This window comes from Serratia sp. Nf2 (assembly GCF_003028435.1).
In the GTDB taxonomy this organism is placed as follows: Bacteria; Pseudomonadota; Gammaproteobacteria; order Enterobacterales; family Enterobacteriaceae; genus Serratia; species Serratia marcescens_L.
The window spans coordinates 509854-529042 of sequence record NZ_PYTW01000002.1; the positions used below are offsets into that span (position 1 = coordinate 509854).

The 19189-nt window shown below is 59.5% G+C and carries 14 protein-coding genes; 9 read left to right on the forward strand and 5 right to left on the reverse strand.

Annotated features, from left to right (window positions below; genetic code table 11):
* The first annotated feature begins 44 nt into the window (after window positions 1-44).
* The 6 genes from mazG (at window position 45) to C9411_RS07435 (ending at window position 7315) form a co-directional block, all read left to right on the forward strand.
* Window positions 45-839 (forward strand): nucleoside triphosphate pyrophosphohydrolase, encoded by a 795-nt coding sequence (gene mazG, locus C9411_RS07410; protein WP_063991388.1) that lies wholly within the window; start codon window positions 45-47, stop codon window positions 837-839.
* 348 nt (window positions 840-1187) lie between these two features.
* Entirely contained in the window at window positions 1188-2825 is a 1638-nt protein-coding gene (pyrG, locus tag C9411_RS07415; RefSeq protein WP_063991387.1) for a glutamine hydrolyzing CTP synthase, read from the forward strand.
* 81 nt (window positions 2826-2906) lie between these two features.
* Entirely contained in the window at window positions 2907-4202 is a 1296-nt protein-coding gene (eno, locus tag C9411_RS07420; RefSeq protein WP_025301599.1) for a phosphopyruvate hydratase, read from the forward strand.
* Window positions 4203-4500: 298 nt separating this feature from the next.
* Window positions 4501-5691: an FAD/NAD(P)-binding oxidoreductase gene (locus C9411_RS07425; protein ID WP_107226770.1), complete on the forward strand. Its 1191-nt coding sequence runs from the start codon at window positions 4501-4503 to the stop codon at window positions 5689-5691.
* A complete protein-coding gene (locus C9411_RS07430) occupies window positions 5688-6092 on the forward strand; it encodes a hypothetical protein (RefSeq protein ID WP_107226771.1) in 405 nt (134 codons plus the stop codon). Before C9411_RS07425 ends, C9411_RS07430 begins: the two co-directional genes overlap by 4 nt.
* A 29-nt stretch (window positions 6093-6121) precedes the next feature.
* The gene (locus tag C9411_RS07435) at window positions 6122-7315 is read left to right on the forward strand and encodes a methionine gamma-lyase (protein WP_063991385.1); all 1194 of its coding nucleotides are present in this window, start codon (window positions 6122-6124) and stop codon (window positions 7313-7315) included.
* Between the two features lie 36 nt (window positions 7316-7351).
* Here C9411_RS07435 and C9411_RS07440 read toward each other — a convergent pair whose 3' ends face one another.
* From C9411_RS07440 to C9411_RS07455, 4 genes are all read right to left on the reverse strand, one after another.
* Entirely contained in the window at window positions 7352-8746 is a 1395-nt protein-coding gene (locus C9411_RS07440) for an amino acid permease (protein WP_063991384.1), read from the reverse strand.
* A 102-nt stretch (window positions 8747-8848) separates the two neighbouring features.
* On the reverse strand, window positions 8849-10384 hold the full coding sequence (hutH, locus tag C9411_RS07445; RefSeq protein WP_063991383.1) for a histidine ammonia-lyase: 1536 nt from the start codon (window positions 10382-10384) through the stop codon (window positions 8849-8851).
* Complete coding sequence (gene hutU / locus C9411_RS07450) at window positions 10381-12072, reverse strand: urocanate hydratase (RefSeq protein ID WP_175089867.1); 1692 nt, start codon at window positions 12070-12072, stop codon at window positions 10381-10383. The genes hutH and hutU overlap by 4 nt, the downstream gene beginning before the upstream one ends.
* A 374-nt stretch (window positions 12073-12446) precedes the next feature.
* Window positions 12447-13787 carry an aromatic acid/H+ symport family MFS transporter gene (locus tag C9411_RS07455; RefSeq protein ID WP_063991381.1) on the reverse strand — a complete coding sequence of 447 codons (1341 nt, stop codon included), beginning with the start codon at window positions 13785-13787 and terminating at the stop codon, window positions 12447-12449.
* A 326-nt stretch (window positions 13788-14113) separates the two neighbouring features.
* On the opposite strand from C9411_RS07455, the gene queE reads away from it, so the two are divergent.
* Complete coding sequence (gene queE, locus C9411_RS07460) at window positions 14114-14785, forward strand: 7-carboxy-7-deazaguanine synthase QueE (RefSeq protein ID WP_063991380.1); 672 nt, start codon at window positions 14114-14116, stop codon at window positions 14783-14785.
* 30 nt (window positions 14786-14815) lie between these two features.
* Here queE and queD read toward each other — a convergent pair whose 3' ends face one another.
* Complete coding sequence (gene queD, locus C9411_RS07465) at window positions 14816-15175, reverse strand: 6-carboxytetrahydropterin synthase QueD (protein ID WP_004932638.1); 360 nt, start codon at window positions 15173-15175, stop codon at window positions 14816-14818.
* 436 nt (window positions 15176-15611) lie between these two features.
* On the opposite strand from queD, the gene cysJ reads away from it, so the two are divergent.
* Window positions 15612-17414: an NADPH-dependent assimilatory sulfite reductase flavoprotein subunit gene (gene cysJ / locus C9411_RS07470; protein WP_107226773.1), complete on the forward strand. Its 1803-nt coding sequence runs from the start codon at window positions 15612-15614 to the stop codon at window positions 17412-17414.
* A complete protein-coding gene (gene cysI, locus C9411_RS07475; RefSeq protein WP_107226774.1) occupies window positions 17414-19129 on the forward strand; it encodes an assimilatory sulfite reductase (NADPH) hemoprotein subunit in 1716 nt (571 codons plus the stop codon). The genes cysJ and cysI overlap by 1 nt, the downstream gene beginning before the upstream one ends.
* The last annotated feature ends 60 nt before the right edge of the window (window positions 19130-19189 follow it).

A 19189-nucleotide genomic window follows, 5' to 3' on the forward strand; every position in this document is an offset into this window, starting at 1 on the left:
GGCGGGCGCTCCCCTGCGCCCCCATGCTTTCTCAGAGATTTTTTATGACCCAATCCACTCCGCTGCAGCGCCTGCTGAACATCATGAAAACGCTGCGCGACCCGCAGATCGGCTGCTCGTGGGACCGCAAGCAAACTTTCTCCACCATTGCGCCTTATACGTTGGAAGAGACTTACGAAGTGCTGGACGCCATCGAGCGGCAGGACTACGCCGATCTGCGCGACGAGCTGGGCGACTTGCTGTTTCAGGTGGTGTTCTACGCCCAGATGGGGCAGGAACAGGGGCTATTCGATTTCGATGAGGTGTGCACCGCTATCAGCGACAAGCTGGAGCGCCGTCACCCGCACATCTTCGGCGATGCCGAGGGCGGAGACAGCGAAGCCGTGGCGGCGCGCTGGGAGCAGCTGAAGGCCGGCGAGCGCGCCGAAAAAGAGTTGCACTCGGTGCTGGACGACATTCCGCAGGCGCTGCCGGCGTTGATGAAAGCGCACAAGATCCAAAAACGCTGCGCCTCGGTCGGCTTCGACTGGAACACCCTGGGCCCGGTGTTGGACAAAGTGTACGAAGAGATCGACGAAGTGATGCACGAAGCCCGCCAGGCGGTGGTCGACGAGAGCAAGCTGGAGGAGGAGATCGGCGATCTGCTGTTCGCCACGGTGAACCTGTCGCGCCATTTAGGCCACAAGGCAGAGAACGCGCTGCAGGCGGCGAACCGCAAGTTCGAGCGCCGTTTCCGCCAGGTGGAAGCGATCGTAAAGCAAAACGGGCTGCGGCTTGAAGACGCCACGCTGGAGCAGATGGAAGAGGCCTGGCAGCAGGTGAAACGGCAGGAAAGTTGAATCGCCGCGACAATGTTGATCGCCGACAAGGTTCGCTCGAGCTGAAACGGTTAAGCTTTCAGTCAGGTCAGAGGCGCATGGCTGCCGGCGGCAGAAAAAGGGCAACAAACTGAAATCTAAGGCGTTTTATCGCTCCTGAGGGGCGGTAAAAAGAAATTTTCTCAGCTAACTCTTTGTTTTATCTGGAGGGTTTATGCGGCGCCGGTGGAGTAAACCCTGATGAACACGGGAAGGCGGCCGAGATGATGGACAGCAAAACGATCGTTTGTAGGTCAGGAGAGGTTCGGGTATACTACTTTCCCGTCTTGGTTCTTCCATCGTCTTTAAACCTAAACTCTCAGGTTCAGCATGACAACTAATTATATTTTTGTGACCGGCGGGGTCGTATCCTCTCTGGGTAAAGGCATTGCCGCAGCCTCTCTGGCGGCTATTCTTGAAGCCCGTGGCCTCAACGTTACCATCATGAAACTGGACCCGTACATCAACGTGGATCCGGGCACCATGAGCCCGATTCAGCATGGGGAAGTTTTCGTCACCGAAGACGGCGCAGAAACCGATCTGGATTTGGGTCACTACGAGCGCTTCATCCGCACCAAAATGTCGCGTCGCAACAACTTCACCACCGGCCGCATCTACTCCGACGTGCTGCGTAAAGAACGCCGCGGCGACTATCTGGGCGCGACCGTGCAGGTCATTCCGCACATCACCAACGCGATCAAAGAGCGCATCATCGAAGGCGGCGAAGGCCACGATGTGGTACTGGTGGAAATCGGCGGCACCGTCGGCGATATCGAATCGCTGCCGTTCCTCGAAGCCATCCGTCAGATGGCGGTGGAAGTGGGCCGTGAGCACACCCTGTACATGCACCTGACGCTGGTGCCGTACATGGCGGCGGCCGGCGAAGTGAAAACCAAGCCGACCCAGCATTCCGTAAAAGAGCTGCTTTCCATCGGTATTCAGCCGGATGTGCTGATTTGCCGTTCCGATCGCGCGGTTCCTGCTAACGAACGCGCTAAAATCGCGCTTTTCTGCAACGTGCCGGAAAAAGCGGTTATCTCTCTGAAAGACGTTGATTCTATTTATAAAATCCCAGGCCTATTGAAATCTCAGGGGCTGGACGATTATATTTGTAAACGATTCAGCTTGAACGCACCGGAAGCCAACCTGGCCGAATGGGAACAGGTGATCTACGAAGAAGCCAATCCGGGCGGCGAAGTGACCATCGGTATGGTCGGCAAATACGTTGAGCTGCCGGACGCCTACAAGTCGGTGATCGAAGCGCTGAAGCACGGCGGGCTGAAAAACCGTCTGACCGTGAACATCAAGCTGATCGATTCGCAGGACGTGGAAACCCGCGGCGTGGAAGTGCTGAAAGGGCTGGACGCGATCCTGATCCCGGGCGGCTTCGGCTACCGCGGCGTGGAAGGCAAAGTGATGACCGCACGCTATGCGCGCGAGAACAACATTCCTTACCTGGGCATTTGCCTGGGCATGCAGGTGGCGTTGATGGAGTTCGCTCGCAACGTGGCGGGCATGGAGAACGCCAACTCCACTGAGTTTATGCCAGACTGTAAGTACCCGGTGGTAGCGTTGATCACCGAATGGCGTGACGAAGAAGGCAACGTCGAAGTACGTAGCGAAGAAAGCGATTTGGGCGGCACGATGCGCGTAGGTGGCCAACAGTGCAACCTGAGCGACAACAGCCTGGTGCGCCAGCTGTACGGCGAACCGACCATTGTCGAGCGTCATCGTCACCGTTACGAAGTTAACAACATGCTGTTGAAGCAGATCGAAGCCGCAGGGCTGCGTGTCGCCGGTCGTTCCGCCGACAACAAGCTGGTCGAGATCATTGAACTGCCGAATCACCCGTGGTTTGTAGCCTGTCAGTTCCACCCGGAATTTACGTCTACGCCGCGTGATGGGCATCCGCTGTTCGCCGGCTTCGTGAAAGCCGCAGGCGAGCATCAGAAGCGCCAGGTGAAATAAAATATTTGGTAGGCGGCGCGCGGTGAGAACCGCGCGCTGTTTGTCTGGAGTTTTAGTTTAACTTGTACTGAGGAAAACCTAATGTCCAAAATCGTTAAAGTCATCGGTCGTGAAATCATCGACTCCCGCGGTAACCCGACTGTTGAAGCCGAAGTTCATCTGGAAGGCGGTTTCGTCGGCCTGGCTGCTGCGCCGTCAGGTGCTTCTACCGGTTCCCGCGAAGCGCTGGAACTGCGTGACGGTGACAAGTCTCGTTTCCTGGGTAAAGGCGTACTGAAAGCCGTTGCTGCAGTAAACGGTCCGATTGCTCAGGCAGTACTGGGTAAAGATGCCAAAGACCAGGCGAACATCGACAAGATCATGATCGATCTGGACGGCACCGAAAACAAATCCAACTTCGGCGCCAACGCCATTCTGGCGGTTTCCCTGGCAGCAGCGAAAGCGGCCGCAGCCTCTAAAGGCATGCCGCTGTACGAGCACATCGCTGAACTGAACGGCACCCCAGGCAAATTCTCCATGCCACTGCCGATGATGAACATCATCAACGGCGGCGAGCACGCTGACAACAACGTCGATATTCAGGAATTCATGATTCAGCCGGTTGGCGCGAAAACCCTGAAAGAAGCGGTGCGCATCGGTTCTGAAGTGTTCCACCACCTGGCGAAAGTTCTGAAAGCCAAAGGCATGAACACCGCCGTGGGCGACGAAGGCGGCTACGCGCCAAACCTGGGTTCCAACGCCGAAGCGCTGGCGGTTATCGCTGAAGCGGTAAAAGCGGCGGGCTACGAGCTGGGCAAAGACGTGACTCTGGCGATGGACTGTGCGGCTTCCGAATTCTACAAAGACGGTAAATACGTACTGGCCGGCGAAGGCAACAAAGCCTTCACTTCCGAAGAGTTCACTCACTTCCTGGAAGAGCTGACCAAACAGTACCCAATCGTGTCTATCGAAGATGGACTGGATGAATCCGACTGGGCGGGCTTCGCTTACCAGACCAAAGTTCTGGGCGACAAAATCCAGCTGGTGGGCGACGATCTGTTCGTTACCAACACCAAGATCCTGAAAGAAGGCATCGAGAAAGGCATCGCCAACTCCATCCTGATCAAATTCAACCAGATCGGTTCTCTGACCGAAACCCTGGCGGCTATCAAGATGGCGAAAGATGCGGGTTACACTGCGGTGATTTCTCACCGTTCCGGTGAAACCGAAGACGCGACCATCGCCGACCTGGCGGTAGGGACTGCGGCTGGCCAGATCAAAACCGGTTCCATGAGCCGTTCTGACCGCGTTGCCAAATACAACCAACTGATCCGTATTGAAGAAGCGCTGGGTGACCGTGCGCCGTTCAACGGCCTGAAAGAAGTTAAAGGCCAATAATTTCGACCGATTCGGTTGTTAAATAAAAACCCGCTGCGGCGGGTTTTTTTATGTTTTAAATTCGTGATAATTGTTAGTTTAATAATAAGTTTTTTATTGAAAGCGTGATCTTATTTAACTCGATAATTTTATTAAGGATAGTAACTGCATTTATTTTATATTCCTATTTTATTTGCTTTATAATTATTCGTTACTAGACTGCCAATGAGGCAGTTTATTTCTCGCTGTGCTGCCGTAGACCTCTATCATCACAATACGTTAATACTGCCGGCTTGCTGGCCGGTTGAGCGAGGGCTTGATGCGACAGCGAATAATCATTGTCGGCGGCGGAACCGGCGGCACCATCCTGGCGAATCTATTGGCGGCAAAATTACATCGGGAAATTATTAATAATAAAGTCGAGTTATTAATGATATCGGATTCGCCGCTGCATTATTACAAGCCGGCGTTTATGTATGTGGCGTTCAATGCTTTTTTCAAACAGGAACTCACGCGCTCACAGCAGAGTTTATTGCGGCCCGAAATACAATTTCTTGTTGATAAAGCGGAATCTTTCGATTTAAAGCAGCGAAGTTTAGCCACGCAAAGCGGTAAACTTTATTCCTATGATTTTCTGGTCTTTGCTACCGGCTGTGTCCCCTGGCCGGAGCGCATCGAAGGGCTGGCGCACGCAGGCGATCATTTCTACCAGTATCAGGCCGCCAGGCGGTTGGCGCATAAACTGGCGACCATAGAAAAAGGACGTATCTTTATCACTGTTTCTTTCCCTGAAACGCCCAACGTGCCCCACCAGTGCGGTATCGCACCGATTGAAACCACGCTGATGTTGGACGATTACCTGCGGCGGCGCGGCGTACGTAAGGCGGTAGAGATCGTTTATACCTACCCGACGATTTCCCAACTGCTGCGCAACTGTCTGTTTTTGCAGCGCCCGACCGGCGAAGCGCTGCCCGCCATTTTTGCCGCGCGCGATATCCGTCACCAGCGCGGTTTTACCCTCAGTCGGGTGGATGCACAGCGCAACATCGCCTATTCCGCGGAAGGTGAGGAACAGTCGTTTGACATCCTGATGGCGACGCCGCCGATCCGAGCGGTGGAGGCGGTGCGCAATACCGGGCTAAGCGATATTCAAAACGGTGAGGGCTGGTTGCCGACCGATCACCAAACGTTACAGGTGTACGGCCAACAGGGCGTATACGTGATCGGCGACACTGTGGATCTGCCGGTCAGCAAAGCCGGCGGTTCTTGCCACAACCAGGCACCGGTGATTGCCGACAACATCGTGGCTGAAATACGGCTGGGGCAAACGGTCAGCCATTACGACGGCAAGGTGCAGGCGATCGCGCAAATGGGGCTGCATGCCGGCATGCCGCTGGTCTACGACTACCGTCATGATGTACTGCCGACCCCGGCTACCAAGGTGGGGGGCATGCTGCGTAACGGCTTTAATCGCGGCCTTTATTGGGCCACGGTAAGGGGGATGCTATGACAGAAAGCACGGTGCATGGCGACGAACTCCAATCGCTGGTGGGCTTGCTGGAAAAACTGCGGCCGCTGCTGGCCGGCGGGCGGTTGGACAACGTGGTCGATCTGCTGTCGTTGCTGTCGGACGTAGTGGATATCGCCGACAACGCGCTGGTAGAGAAACTGGCCGGCGTGTTTGAAGGGCTGGTTACGGTCGGTTGGGAGGGAGGGACTGCGTTGAAGATGGCGCACAGCGAGCTGCAATTGAACCCGCCGCCCGCCAATTTTCGTGCGGCTTACGCCTTGCTGAAGCATCCGGATACTTTACTGGGCATCATGCTGCTGCTGCGTACTCTGCAAATCATCGGCCGGCGCACGCAGGACAGCGCGTTGCCGCCATCGCTCCAGGATGAGCCATCGAATTAAGCTTTCCCACTCAGGTAAGGAGTTGCGTTATGTCCGCCATCACTGGCCACGCTTTCGCCACCCGCGCCATTCATTACGGCTATGATCCTCAGCAGCATCAGGGGGCACTGTGCCCGCCGGTATTTATGAGTTCCACCTTTACCTTTCCCACGGCGGAATATGGCGGTGCTTGTTTTGCTGGCACCGAGCCGGGGTATTTTTATTCGCGTATCGCTAACCCAACGCTGAATCTGCTGGAGCAGCGCATCGCCAACCTCGAAGAAGGGGAAGCGGCGGTGGCGTTCGCTTCTGGCATGGGGGCGATCACCGCCTGTTGCTGGACGTTGCTCAACCCGGGCGACGAGCTGATCGTCGATGAAACGGTGTATGGTTGCACCTTCAGCTATTTTCATCACGGTCTGGCGCGTTTTGGCGTCAAGATAACCCACGTTGATATGACCCGGCCGGAGCAGTTGGCCGCGGCGATCGGTCAGCGTACCCGGCTGGTGTATTGCGAAACCCCGGCCAACCCCAACATGCGATTGATCGATATCGCCGCCGTGGCGGAGATCGCCCACCGTCACCAGGCGCTGTTGCTGGTGGACAACACCTATTGCACGCCGTACTTGCAGCGGCCGCTGACGCTGGGCGCCGATATCGTGGTGCACTCGGCGACCAAGTACCTCGGCGGGCACGGCGATCTGCTGGCCGGAGTAGCGGTGACGAGCGAGGCGCTGGCGCAGGAGATACGGTTGGAGGGGCTGAAGGATATGAACGGAGCGGTGTTGTCGGCACAGGACGCCGCATTGGTGCTGCGTGGGTTGAAGACGCTGCCGCTGCGTATGGATCGTCATTGCGATAACGCGCAGCGCCTGGCAGAGATGTTGGCGGAGCATCCGGCGGTCGAGCGAGTGTATTACCCCGGCCTGGCGAACTTCCCGCAGCATGCGTTGGCGCAGCGGCAAATGGCGCGCCCCGGCGGCATGCTGGCGTTTGAACTGCGGGGCGGCATGGCGGCGGGTATTCGCTTCCTCAATGCGCTGCAGCTCATCTTGCGCGCGGTCAGCCTGGGCGATTGCGAAAGCCTGGCGCAACACCCGGCCAGTATGACTCACTCGGCTTACACGCCGGAAGAGCGGAAGCGGCACCACATCAGCGAGGGGCTGGTGCGGCTGTCCGCGGGGTTGGAGGAGTTCGACGACCTGAGGGCGGATATCTTGCAAGCGTTGACGCAGGTGCAATAAAAAACCCGCCGCAGCGGGTTTTATCAGAAGCGAGCGTTACATCTGCTGCGTTGCCGCGCTCACCGGTGAACCCCCGCCTTTTTTGCGCACCCACAGCCAGTAAGCTACGGTGAGGAGGGCGATCCACACCAGCCCGACGTACAGGGCGATGCGGCTCTCTTCGAAGTAGCCGAGCAGGCCGATGACAAATGCCATAAAGGCGGTCGCCAATGCCGGCGCCACCGGCCACCATGGCACCGGGAAGCTCAGCTGACGGGTTTCCTCCGGTGACAGCGTGCGGCGCATGACGATCTGCGACAGCAGGATCATCAGCCACACCCAGACGGTGGCGAAGGTGGCGATCGAGGCAATGATCATGAAGACCTTCTCCGGGATCAGGTAGTTGAGCACCACCGCCAGCAGCAGGGCGACCGACATCACCAACACCGTCATCCACGGCACGCCGCTGGCGGTCAGTTTGGTGAAGCTGCGCGGCGCCTGGCCGTCCTGCGCCATGCCGTACATCATGCGGCCGGCGCCGAAGATGTCGCTGTTGATGGCCGAAATGGCGGCGGTGATCACCACCACATTCAATACGTTGGCGGCGGAGCTGATGCCGAGGTTGCTGAAGATCTCAACGAACGGGCTGCCGTTCTGGCCGATGCTGTTCCACGGGTAAATCGCCATCAGCACCGTCAGCGTCAGCACGTAAAACAGCAGGATGCGCACCGGCACGGCGTTGATCGCCTTCGGCAGCACTTTGGCGGGGTCTTTCGCCTCGCTGGCGGTAATGCCGATGATCTCGATGCCGCCGAAGGCGAACATCACCACCGCCAATGACGCGACCACGCCGCCCATGCCGTTAGGCATAAAGCCGCCGTGCTGCCACAGGTTGCTGATGCCGGTGGCGTGCTGGGTTTGGCCGAAGCCGAACAGCATCACCGCCGCGCCGCCGACGATCATCGCCACGATGGCGGCGACTTTGACCAGCGACAGCCAGAACTCCAGCTCGCCGAATACCTTGACGCTGCACAGGTTGAGCGCGCCGATAAACAGAATGATGCTGAGCACCCAGACCCACTGGGCGACGTCCGGGAACCACAGCCCCATATAGATGCCGAAGGCGGTGACATCCGCCAGGGCGACGATCACCATTTCAAAGGTGTAGGTCCAACCGGTGAGGAACCCGGCCAGCGGGCCGAGATAGTGGCTGGCGTAGTGGCCGAACGAGCCGGAAACCGGCTGGTGCACCGCCATTTCACCCAGCGCGCGCATCACCATGAATACCGCTGCACCGCCCACCAGGTAGGCCAGCAGCACGGCCGGGCCGGCCAGTTGGATGGCGCCGGCGGAGCCGTAGAACAGGCCAGTGCCGATCGCCGAGCCGAGAGCCATGAAACGGATGTGCCGCGCGTTTAGTCCGCGTCTGAGTTGTGTCGTTTCGTTACGCATGTTGCTTCCCGTTAAGTGTTTGCCGAACAGGCACGCGCTGCCCGCGCCGGGTGGAACGCACCCGGCGGGGCAGAACAAACTGCGTGATTCAGTGTGTGATGATTATGCCTGGCTAGGCAGCAGCGCCGCAGGCAGCAGCGATGTCAGGTGACCGGCCGCCAAGAGTTGGCTGGCGGCTTCAATGTCGGGGGCGAAGAAACGATCCTTGTCGTAGAAACTGACATGCTCGCGTAGCAGACGGCGCGCCTGCTCCAGACCTTCCGAGGTCTTCAGGCCGTTGCGGAAATCCAGGCCCTGGCAGGCGGCCAACCATTCGACCGCCAGAATGCCGCGCACGTTGTCCGCCATGCTCCACAGGCGGCGACCGGCGGCCGGCGCCATGGAGACGTGGTCTTCCTGGTTGGCGGAGGTCGGGATGCTGTCGACGCTCGACGGGTGCGCCAGCGCTTTGTTTTCGCTGGCCAGCGCCGCGGCGGTCACCTGGGCGATCATGAAGCCGGAGTTCACGCCGCCGTTTTCCACCAGGAACGGTGGCAGCTGCGACATGTGCTTGTCCATCATCAGCGAGATGCGGCGTTCGGACAGCGAACCGATTTCGGCAAACGCTAGCGCCAGGTTATCGGCGGCCATCGCCACCGGTTCGGCGTGGAAGTTGCCGCCGGACAGCACGTCGCCCTGTTCGGCGAACACCAGCGGGTTATCGGAGACGGCGTTGGCTTCAATTTCCAGCACCTCGGCGGCCTGGCGGATCTGCGTCAGGCAGGCGCCCATCACCTGTGGCTGGCAGCGCAGGGAGTAAGGATCCTGCACTTTTTCACAGTTGCGGTGCGAGTCGGAGACTTCGCTGCGCGCGCCGAGCAGGTGGCGATAGGCGAGGGCGGCGTCGATCTGGCCGCGCTGGCCGCGCACTTCGTGGATACGCGCATCGAACGGGCTGCGAGAGCCCAGCGCCGCTTCCACCGTCAGGCTGCCCGCCACGGTCGCGGCGGCGAACAGATCTTCGGCATCGAACAGGCCGCGCAGCGCGAAGGCGGCGGAGACCTGGGTGCCGTTCAGCAGTGCCAGGCCCTCTTTCGCCGCCAGGGTCAGCGGTTTCAGGCCGGCCTTGGCCAGCGCTTCGGTCGCCGGCAGCCATTGGCCCTGATGGCGCGCCTGGCCTTCGCCCAGCAACACCAGGCTCATGTGCGCCAGCGGCGCCAGGTCGCCGGAGGCGCCGACCGAGCCTTTCAGCGGAATATGTGGATAAACTTCGGCGTTGACCAGCGCGATCAGCGCCTGAATGACTTCCAGACGAATGCCGGAGAAGCCGCGCGACAGGCTGTTAATCTTCAGCACCATGATCAGGCGCACCAGGCTGTCGTCGGTCGGCTCGCCTACGCCGGCGGCGTGTGACAGCACGATCGAGCGCTGCAGGTTTTCCAGATCGTCGCGGGCGATGCGCGTCGAAGCCAGCAGGCCAAACCCGGTGTTGATGCCGTAGGTGGTGCGGTTTTCTTCAACGATGCGTTCCACGCAGGCCACGCTCTGCTGGATTGGCGCGTAGGCGTTGTCGTCCAGCGTCAGCGTTACCGGGTGTTGATAGACGTCGCGTAGCTGGGCCAGCGTCAGTTTGCCAGGGCGAATAGTCAGCGCTTTCATGCTTTTTCTCCTTGGGTCGCGGCAACCATCGGCAGGTTCAGGCCTTGCTCGCGGGCGCAGTCGATAGCGATATCGTAACCGGCGTCGGCGTGACGCATGACCCCGGTAGCCGGGTCATTGTGCAGAACGCGGGCGATGCGCTCGGCGGCCTCGTCGGTGCCGTCGCAGACGATCACCATGCCGGAGTGTTGGGAGAAGCCCATGCCGACGCCGCCGCCGTGGTGCAGGGAAACCCAGGTGGCGCCGCTGGCGGTGTTCAGCAGGGCGTTCAGCAGCGGCCAGTCGGAAACCGCATCGGAGCCGTCTTTCATCGCTTCGGTTTCACGGTTCGGGCTGGACACGGAGCCGGAATCCAGGTGGTCGCGGCCGATGACGATCGGGGCGGACAGTTCGCCGCGGCGCACCATCTCGTTGAACGCCAGGCCCAGCTTGGCGCGCTGGCCGAGGCCAACCCAGCAAATGCGCGCCGGCAGGCCCTGGAAGCTGATGCGCTCGCGCGCCATGTCCAGCCAGCGGTGCAGGTGTTCGTCATCCGGAATCAGCTCTTTCACCATGGCGTCGGTTTTGTAGATGTCCTGCGGATCGCCGGACAGCGCCGCCCAGCGGAACGGCCCGATACCGCGGCAGAACAGCGGACGGATGTAGGCCGGCACGAAGCCCGGGAAGTCGAAGGCGTTGTCGACGCCCACTTCTTTCGCCATCTGGCGAATGTTGTTGCCGTAGTCGAAGGTCGGCACGCCCATCTGCTGGAACGCCAGCATGGCTTTGACGTGATCGGCCATCGACTGCTTGGCGGCGGCGACCACTTTAGCCGGCTCGGTCTGGGCGCGCTGGCGATACTCTTCCCAGCTCCAGCCCTTCGGCAGGTAGCCGTTCAGCGGATCGTGGGCGCTGGTCTGATCGGTGACCATGTCCGGGCGCACGCCGCGGCGAACCAGCTCAGGCAGAATTTCTGCCGCGTTGCCGCACAGGGCGACGGAGATGGCTTTGCCTTCTGAGGTGTATTTTTTGATGCGGGCCAGCGCGTCGTCCAAATCGTTGGCCTGCTCATCTACGTAGCGGGTTTTCAGGCGGAAATCGATACGGCTCTGCTGACATTCGATGTTCAGCGAGCAGGCGCCCGCCAGCGTCGCGGCCAGCGGCTGTGCGCCGCCCATGCCGCCCAGGCCGGCGGTCAGCACCCAGCGGCCCTGCAGGCTGCCGTCGTAATGCTGGCGGCCCGCTTCGACGAAGGTTTCATAAGTGCCCTGAACAATGCCTTGGCTGCCGATGTAGATCCAGCTGCCGGCGGTCATCTGGCCGTACATGGCCAAGCCTTTGGCGTCCAGTTCGTTGAAGTGTTCCCAGGTCGCCCAGTGCGGCACCAGGTTGGAGTTGGCGATCAGCACGCGCGGCGCATTGCTGTGGGTCTTGAAGACGCCAACCGGCTTACCGGACTGCACCAGCAGGGTTTCGTCTTCTTCCAGCGTTTTCAGGGTTTCGACGATCTTGTCGTAGCAATCCCAGTCGCGTGCGGCGCGGCCGATGCCGCCGTACACCACCAGCTCGTGTGGGTTCTCCGCAACTTCAGGATCGAGGTTGTTCATCAGCATGCGTAACGGCGCTTCGGTCAGCCAGCTTTTTGCGTTTAATTGTGTGCCGCGTGGCGCGCGTACATCGACATTGCGAACTTTGTTATTTGTAGTCACAGCAGTTTCCTCAAACAGTATCGGTGCAGATTCCATGCCGCGGTGGGGATGAGTACCACGGCATAACAATGCGTAGGGCTTATTAACATATACTTGTATGTACAAGCATATGCAACACTGACCAGTTGCCGCTGAAAAGTGGCATAAGAAAAAGTTATTTTCTTTTATATCAGGTTGATATGCGATTTTTAATCGCCGGTCTCATGGGCGGAAAGCCGGAGAAAAGTGAGCTGTTCGGCAAAAATGAATTAAAAATGACTCATTTTTGGGCGGCTAGTCACAATATTTTTACAGACTGATTACAGTTGGCGGCGAAGGATAAACAAGTCCTATCACCGCAGGAACAAAGCCCGCCGTGGGCGGGCTTGCCAGGCTCAGGCGGCCGGTTGCAGCATCGGTTTGCGGCTCATTTTGCACACCGTGGCGATGGCGGCGATCAGCGCCGGTACGCACAGGAACATCAGGATGCTCTGCACTTCCCACTGCATCGCCAGCAGTTGGGCGCCCATCATGGTGCCGGCGACGCCGCCGAAGCGGCCGATGCCCTGCATCCAGGCGATGCCGGTGGCGCGGCTATGGGTGGGGTAGAAGGTGGCTGCCAGCGTTTGCAGCCCGGACTGCGCGCCGTTCATGGTGACGCCCATCAGGAAGATAAAGGCGCCCAGCAACACGATCTGCCTGTCTTCGGTCGCCATCGCCACGATCAACAGGGCGGTGACGACAAAGCCGCTCGAGACCACCTTGTGCGCATTCCAGCGATCCATCAGCCAGCCGGCCACCAGGATGCCAAGCGTGCCGCCGAAGGTGAACAGCGAGGTGAGCATCGCCGACTGTTCCAACTGATAGCCCAGCCCCTGCATCAGGATTGGCATCCAGCTCAGCAACACGTAGTAGATCACCAACCCCATGAAGTAGGTCAGCCACAGCATCAGCGTACCGAGCAGGTAAGGGCGGCTGAACAGCAGGCCGACGCTGGTCTTGGCCTGCGTCAGCTTCTCTTCGTACAGATAAAAACGCGTTACGCCGTCGAGGCTCTGGCTGACGAAGCGTTGCGCGATGCGTTTGATCTTCATCGCATCCTGCCCGCGGTTGACCATATATTTGACTGATTCCGGCAGCAGCAGGATCAAGAAGACCGTCAATACCAGCGGCGCAATGGCGCCGAGCAGCAGCACGCTGTGCCAGCCGTAGCTCGGGATCAGCCACGATGAAATGGCGCCGCCGCCGGCCGCGCCCAGCGGAAAGCCGCAGTACATGGTGTTGATCGCCAGCGAACGGCAGCGCTGCGGCGCGTATTCGGAGATCAGCGTGATGGCGTTGGGCATTGCCGCTCCCAGCCCGAGGCCGGTGAGGAAACGCCACAGCGTCAGGCTATTGAGCGAGCCGGCGTAGGCGGTGGCCAGGCTCGACAGGCCGAAGAACAGGCAGGAAAACACCAGCACGCGCTTGCGGCCGATGCGGTCGGAGATCGGCCCGGCGATCAGCGCGCCGAGCGACAGCCCCAGCAGCGCGGCGCTCAGCACCGGCCCCAGATCCTGTTTGACGATGCCCCAGTCTTTGGCGACCGAGGGGGCGATATAGCCCATGGCGGCGGTATCGAAACCGTCGATGGCGAGGATCAGGAATCCGAGAATGATCAGGGTCCAGTGAAACAGCGAAAACTTGCTGTCGTCGATGGCCTGCTGAATGTTCAACTCGCTGGTGGAATGAGTCATGGCACCCTCTAAACGCAGATGTAGTCGTGATGGATGGAACGCGGCCGAAACTGACGCCCGGCTTGTGTTTGCTTGTATATACATCTGCGCGTCGACGCTTTATGTCAAATATATTTATCTTATGCGTTAAATAAATGTTGTTTTTGCGAAGCAGGTTACACCGTGAATGAAAGATCAGAACCCGTCGAACAAATTAAATAAACGCCATGGGCGGTGAGATATGCTGGTGGCGGCGCGGAGGATAAAATTTAATACAATTTTGGCCGTTTGGTCGCCGGGCCGGAATCTGCGATAATCGCTTTTTACTTTTCCAGATTGAGAAACTGATGCAGTACCCGATCAATGAGATGTTCCAAACCTTGCAGGGCGAAGGCTTTTTCACCGGCGTGCCGGCCATTTTTATCCGCCTGCAGGGCTGCCCGGTAGGGTGCAGTTGGTGCGATACCAAACATACCTGGGAAAAGGAAGCCAATCGGGAAGTCGACCTGCAACGGATCCTGGTCAAAACAGAAGAGAGCGACGCCTGGGGCAATGCCAGCGCCGAGCAGCTGCTGGCGGTGATGCGTCAACAAGGCTACACCGCGCGCCATGTGGTGATCACCGGCGGCGAACCCTGCATCTACGATCTGATGCCGCTGACCGAGCTGTTCGAACAGCATGGTTACGGCTGCCAGATTGAGACCAGCGGTACCCACGACATCCGCTGTTCCGCCAAAACCTGGGTGACGGTTTCGCCCAAGGTGAATATGCGCGGCGGCATGAAGGTGTTGGATCAGGCGCTGCGGCGCGCCGACGAGGTGAAGCATCCGGTGGCGCGCGAGCGCGACATCGAGGCGCTGGACGCGCTGCTGGCGACGCTGCAGGACGACAAGGCACGGATTATTGCGCTGCAGCCGATCAGTCAGAAAGAAGAGGCGACCCGCCTGTGCATCGAAACCTGCATCGCGCGCAACTGGCGGCTGTCGATGCAGACCCACAAGTATCTGAACATCGCCTAAAATCAGGGCGCCTTTGCGGCGCCCTTTCTTTTAACCTTTATATACGCATCCCGCGGTACAGGTCTCTTTCACCATCACCGCAGTCAGTTCCGGCAACTGGGGCTTGAGCTGCTGCCAAATCCAGGCGGCGAGCACTTCGCTGGTGGGATTTTCCAATCCTGGAATATCGTTCAGATAATGGTGATCCAACCGTTCCCAGATCGGGGAAAACACAGCCTTGAGCTCGGCGAAATCCATCACCCAACCGGTGTGGGGGTCCACTTCACCGGTCACTTCCAGACGCACCATAAACGAATGCCCATGCAGGCGGCCGCATTTATGGCCCTCCGGCACGTGCGGCAAACGGTGTGCGGCTTCAAACTGAAAATCTTTAAACAGCGTGGTTGCCATTATTACGGCCTCATTGACTCAAAAACCGCCGCATAGTACCGGAAAGCGCGTCTGCTTGCCATTTATACCGTTATGGTCTAGCGCCACGGTAACCGCGCCCGGTTAACACTTTTTTTGTTTGGTGTTTGCGGCACCTATCGGCTGGGGTAATGAGCCGAAATGTTGAACGGTGAAAAAACGATGAAAAAAAGCGCTTTAATTTCATCTGGATAAAAAACTTTGTTTAACGGTTTAAGCGTTATCCCTTACCAGAAAAACAGCTTAGTCATTTTGGTTATGATTTATTGCTATCCCTTATTTAATCGTTGCTATTCTGCTCGGTAACCTTACAAACTCTCCTGATCTTTTCCGCACACCCGACGCAGCGAAGAGACAGCGACTGACACTGGCGCGCGCCTGGCAGGAAAGGCGCTAAGTATAGGAAATAAGTACAGCAATGACGACTCAGGCTCCTCCAACATCTTTGCTCCCGCTGACGCCCGAACAGCTGGCGCGCCTGCAGGCGACGATCGGTGACTATTCGCCGACGCAGCTGGCGTGGCTGTCCGGTTATTTTTGGGGCATGGTCAATCAACAGCCCGGAGCCGTGGCCATTGCGCCTGTCGCCCCTGCGGCTGCCGCCGGCATCACCCTCATTTCCGCTTCGCAGACCGGCAATGCGCGCCGCCTGGCGGAGCAGCTGCGCGACGATCTGCTGGCCGCCAATCTGAATGCTACGCTGATCAGCGCCGGCGACTACAAGTTCAAGCAGATAGCTCAAGAGCGCCTGCTGGTGATCGTCGCCTCCACACAGGGTGAGGGCGAACCGGCGGAAGAAGCGGTGGCGCTGCATAAATTCCTGTTCTCGAAGAAGGCGCCGAAGCTGAATGATACCGCTTTTGCGGTGTTCGGGCTGGGCGATACCTCTTATGAGAATTTCTGCCAGTCTGGTAAGGATTTCGACGGCAAGCTGGCCGAGCTGGGTGCCGAGCGCCTGGTGGAGCGCGTGGATGCCGACGTGGAGTACCAGGAACTGGCCGCCGCCTGGCGTAAACAGGTGGTATCGGTGCTGAAGGCGCGCGCGCCGGCGGAAAGCGCCGCGCCGGGCGTGTTGGCCAGCGGCGCGGTCGATCTGATCGACAGCAGCCCGTACAGCAAGGAACAGCCGCTCACCGCCCAACTGGCGGTCAATCAGAAAATTACCGGCCGCGCGTCGGATAAAGACGTGCGCCATATCGAGATCGATCTGGGCGACTCCGGCCTGCGCTATCAGCCGGGCGATGCGCTCGGCGTCTGGTTCGACAACGATCCGGCGCTGGTGGACGAACTGGTGCAGCTGTTGTGGCTGAAAGGCGACGAGCCGGTCGAGGTGGAAGGGCAAACCCTGCCGCTGGCGCAGGCGCTGCGCAGCCATTTCGAGCTGACGCAGAACACCACGCCTATCGTCGATAAATACGCCGCGCTGTCGCGCGACGAAACGTTGATCGGCCTGTTGGCGGATAAAGCCGCGCTGCAGCACTATGCGCACAACACGCCGATCGTTGACATGGTGCGTCAGGCGCCGGCGGACCTGAGCGCCGAACAGCTGGTCGGTCTGCTGCGCCCGCTGACGCCGCGCCTGTACTCCATCGCCTCTTCGCAGGCGGAGAACGAAAGCGAAGTGCACATCACCGTGGGCGTGGTGCGTTACGACATCGACGGGCGCGCCCGCAGCGGCGGCGCCTCCGGCTTCCTGGCGGATCGCCTGGAGGAGGACGGCGACGTGCGGGTGTTTATCGAACACAACGACAACTTCCGCCTGCCGGCCAATCCGGAAGCGCCGGTGATCATGATCGGCCCGGGCACCGGCATCGCGCCGTTCCGCGCCTTTATGCAGCAGCGCGACGCCGACGGCGCCGGCGGCAAGAACTGGCTGTTCTTCGGCAACCCGCACTTTACCGAAGATTTCCTGTATCAGGTCGAATGGCAGCGCTACGTGAAAGACGGCCTGCTGACCCGCATCGATCTGGCCTGGTCCCGCGACCAACAACATAAAATATACGTACAAGACAAACTGCGCGAACAGGGCGCGGAAGTGTGGCGCTGGATTCAGGAAGGCGCGCACATTTACGTCTGCGGCGATGCTAATCGCATGGCGAAAGACGTGGAAAACACATTACTGGAACTGGTGGCCGAGCACGGTGGCATGGATACCGAGCAGGCGGATGAATTTTTAAGTGAGCTGCGCCTTGAGCGCCGTTATCAGCGAGATGTTTACTGATGAGTGATAAACACCCCGGGCCTTTGGTAGTCGAAGGCAAACTGGCCGATGCGGAGCGCATGAAGAAGGAGAGCCACTTCCTGCGCGGCACCATCGCCGAAGATTTGAACGACGGCCTGACCGGCGGCTTCAACGGCGACAATTTCCTGCTGATCCGTTTTCACGGCATGTATCAGCAGGATGACCGCGATATTCGCGCCGAACGCGCCGAGCAGAAGCTGGAGCCGCGCCACGCCATGATGCTGCGCTGCCGCCTGCCGGGCGGCATCATCAGCCCGCAGCAGTGGCTGGGCATCGACAAGTTCGCGCAGGAGAGCACGCTGTACGGCAGCATTCGCATCACCAACCGCCAGACGTTCCAGTTTCACGGCATTCTGAAAGGCAACGTCAAACCGGTGCACCAGCTGCTGAACCGTCTGGGGTTGGACGCGCTGGCGACCGCCAACGACGTGAACCGCAACGTGCTGTGCACCTCCAACCCGGTGGAGTCCGAGCTGCATCAGGAAGCCTACGAGTGGGCGAAGAAGATCTCCGAACACCTGCTGCCGCGCACCCGCGCCTACGCCGAGGTGTGGCTGGATCAGGAGAAGGTGGCCACTACCGACGAAGAGCCGATTCTGGGGCCGACCTACCTGCCGCGTAAGTTCAAAACCACGGTGGTGATCCCGCCGCAGAATGACGTCGATCTGCACGCCAACGACATGAACTTCGTGGCGATCGCCGAAAACGGCAAGCTGGTAGGCTTCAACCTGCTGGTGGGCGGCGGGTTGTCCATCGAACACGGCAACAAGAAAACCTACGCGCGCCAGGCCAGCGAGTTCGGCTACATTCCGCTCGAACATACGCTGGCGGTCGCGGAGGCCGTGGTGACCACGCAGCGCGACTGGGGCAACCGCACCGATCGCAAGAACGCCAAAACCAAATACACGCTGGAGCGCGTCGGGGTGGACGTTTTCCGCGCCGAAGTGGAAAAGCGCGCCGGCATCACCTTCGCGCCGATCCGGCCGTATGAATTCACCGGCCGCGGCGATCGCATCGGTTGGGTGAAGGGCATCGACGATCAGTGGCACCTGACGCTGTTTATTGAGAACGGCCGCCTGCTGGACTATCCGGGGCGCCCGCTGAAGACCGGCATGGCGGAGATCGCCAAGATCCATAAAGGCGACTTCCGCCTGACGGCGAACCAAAACGTGATCATCGCCGGCGTGCCGGCAAGCGAGAAGACGAAGATCGAAGCCCTGGCGCGCGATCATGGCCTGATCGACGATGAGATCAGCGAGCAACGCAAGAACTCGATGGCCTGCGTATCGTTCCCGACCTGCCCGTTGGCGATGGCGGAGGCTGAGCGCTTCCTGCCGCAGTTCGTCACCAAGGTGGAAGGGATCATGCATCGGCACGGGGTGGGCGACGAGCATATCGTGCTGCGCATCACCGGCTGCCCGAACGGCTGCGGCCGCGCGCTGCTGGCGGAGCTGGGGCTGGTGGGCAAGGCGGTCGGCCGCTATAACCTGCATTTGGGCGGCAATCGCGAAGGCACGCGCATTCCGCGTATGTATCGCGAGAACATCAACGAAGACGAGATCCTGAGCGAGATCGACCTGTTGGTGGGGCGCTGGGCGAAGGAGCGCAACGCCGGCGAAGGCTTCGGCGACTTCACCGTTCGCGCTGGCATCGTCAAACCGGTGCTGGACCCGGCGCGAGATTTCTGGGAGTGAGGCCGGGCGGCCCCTGGGCAGAGGGGCCGCACAGGTAATTTCAAGTAGCAGGAGAGACAA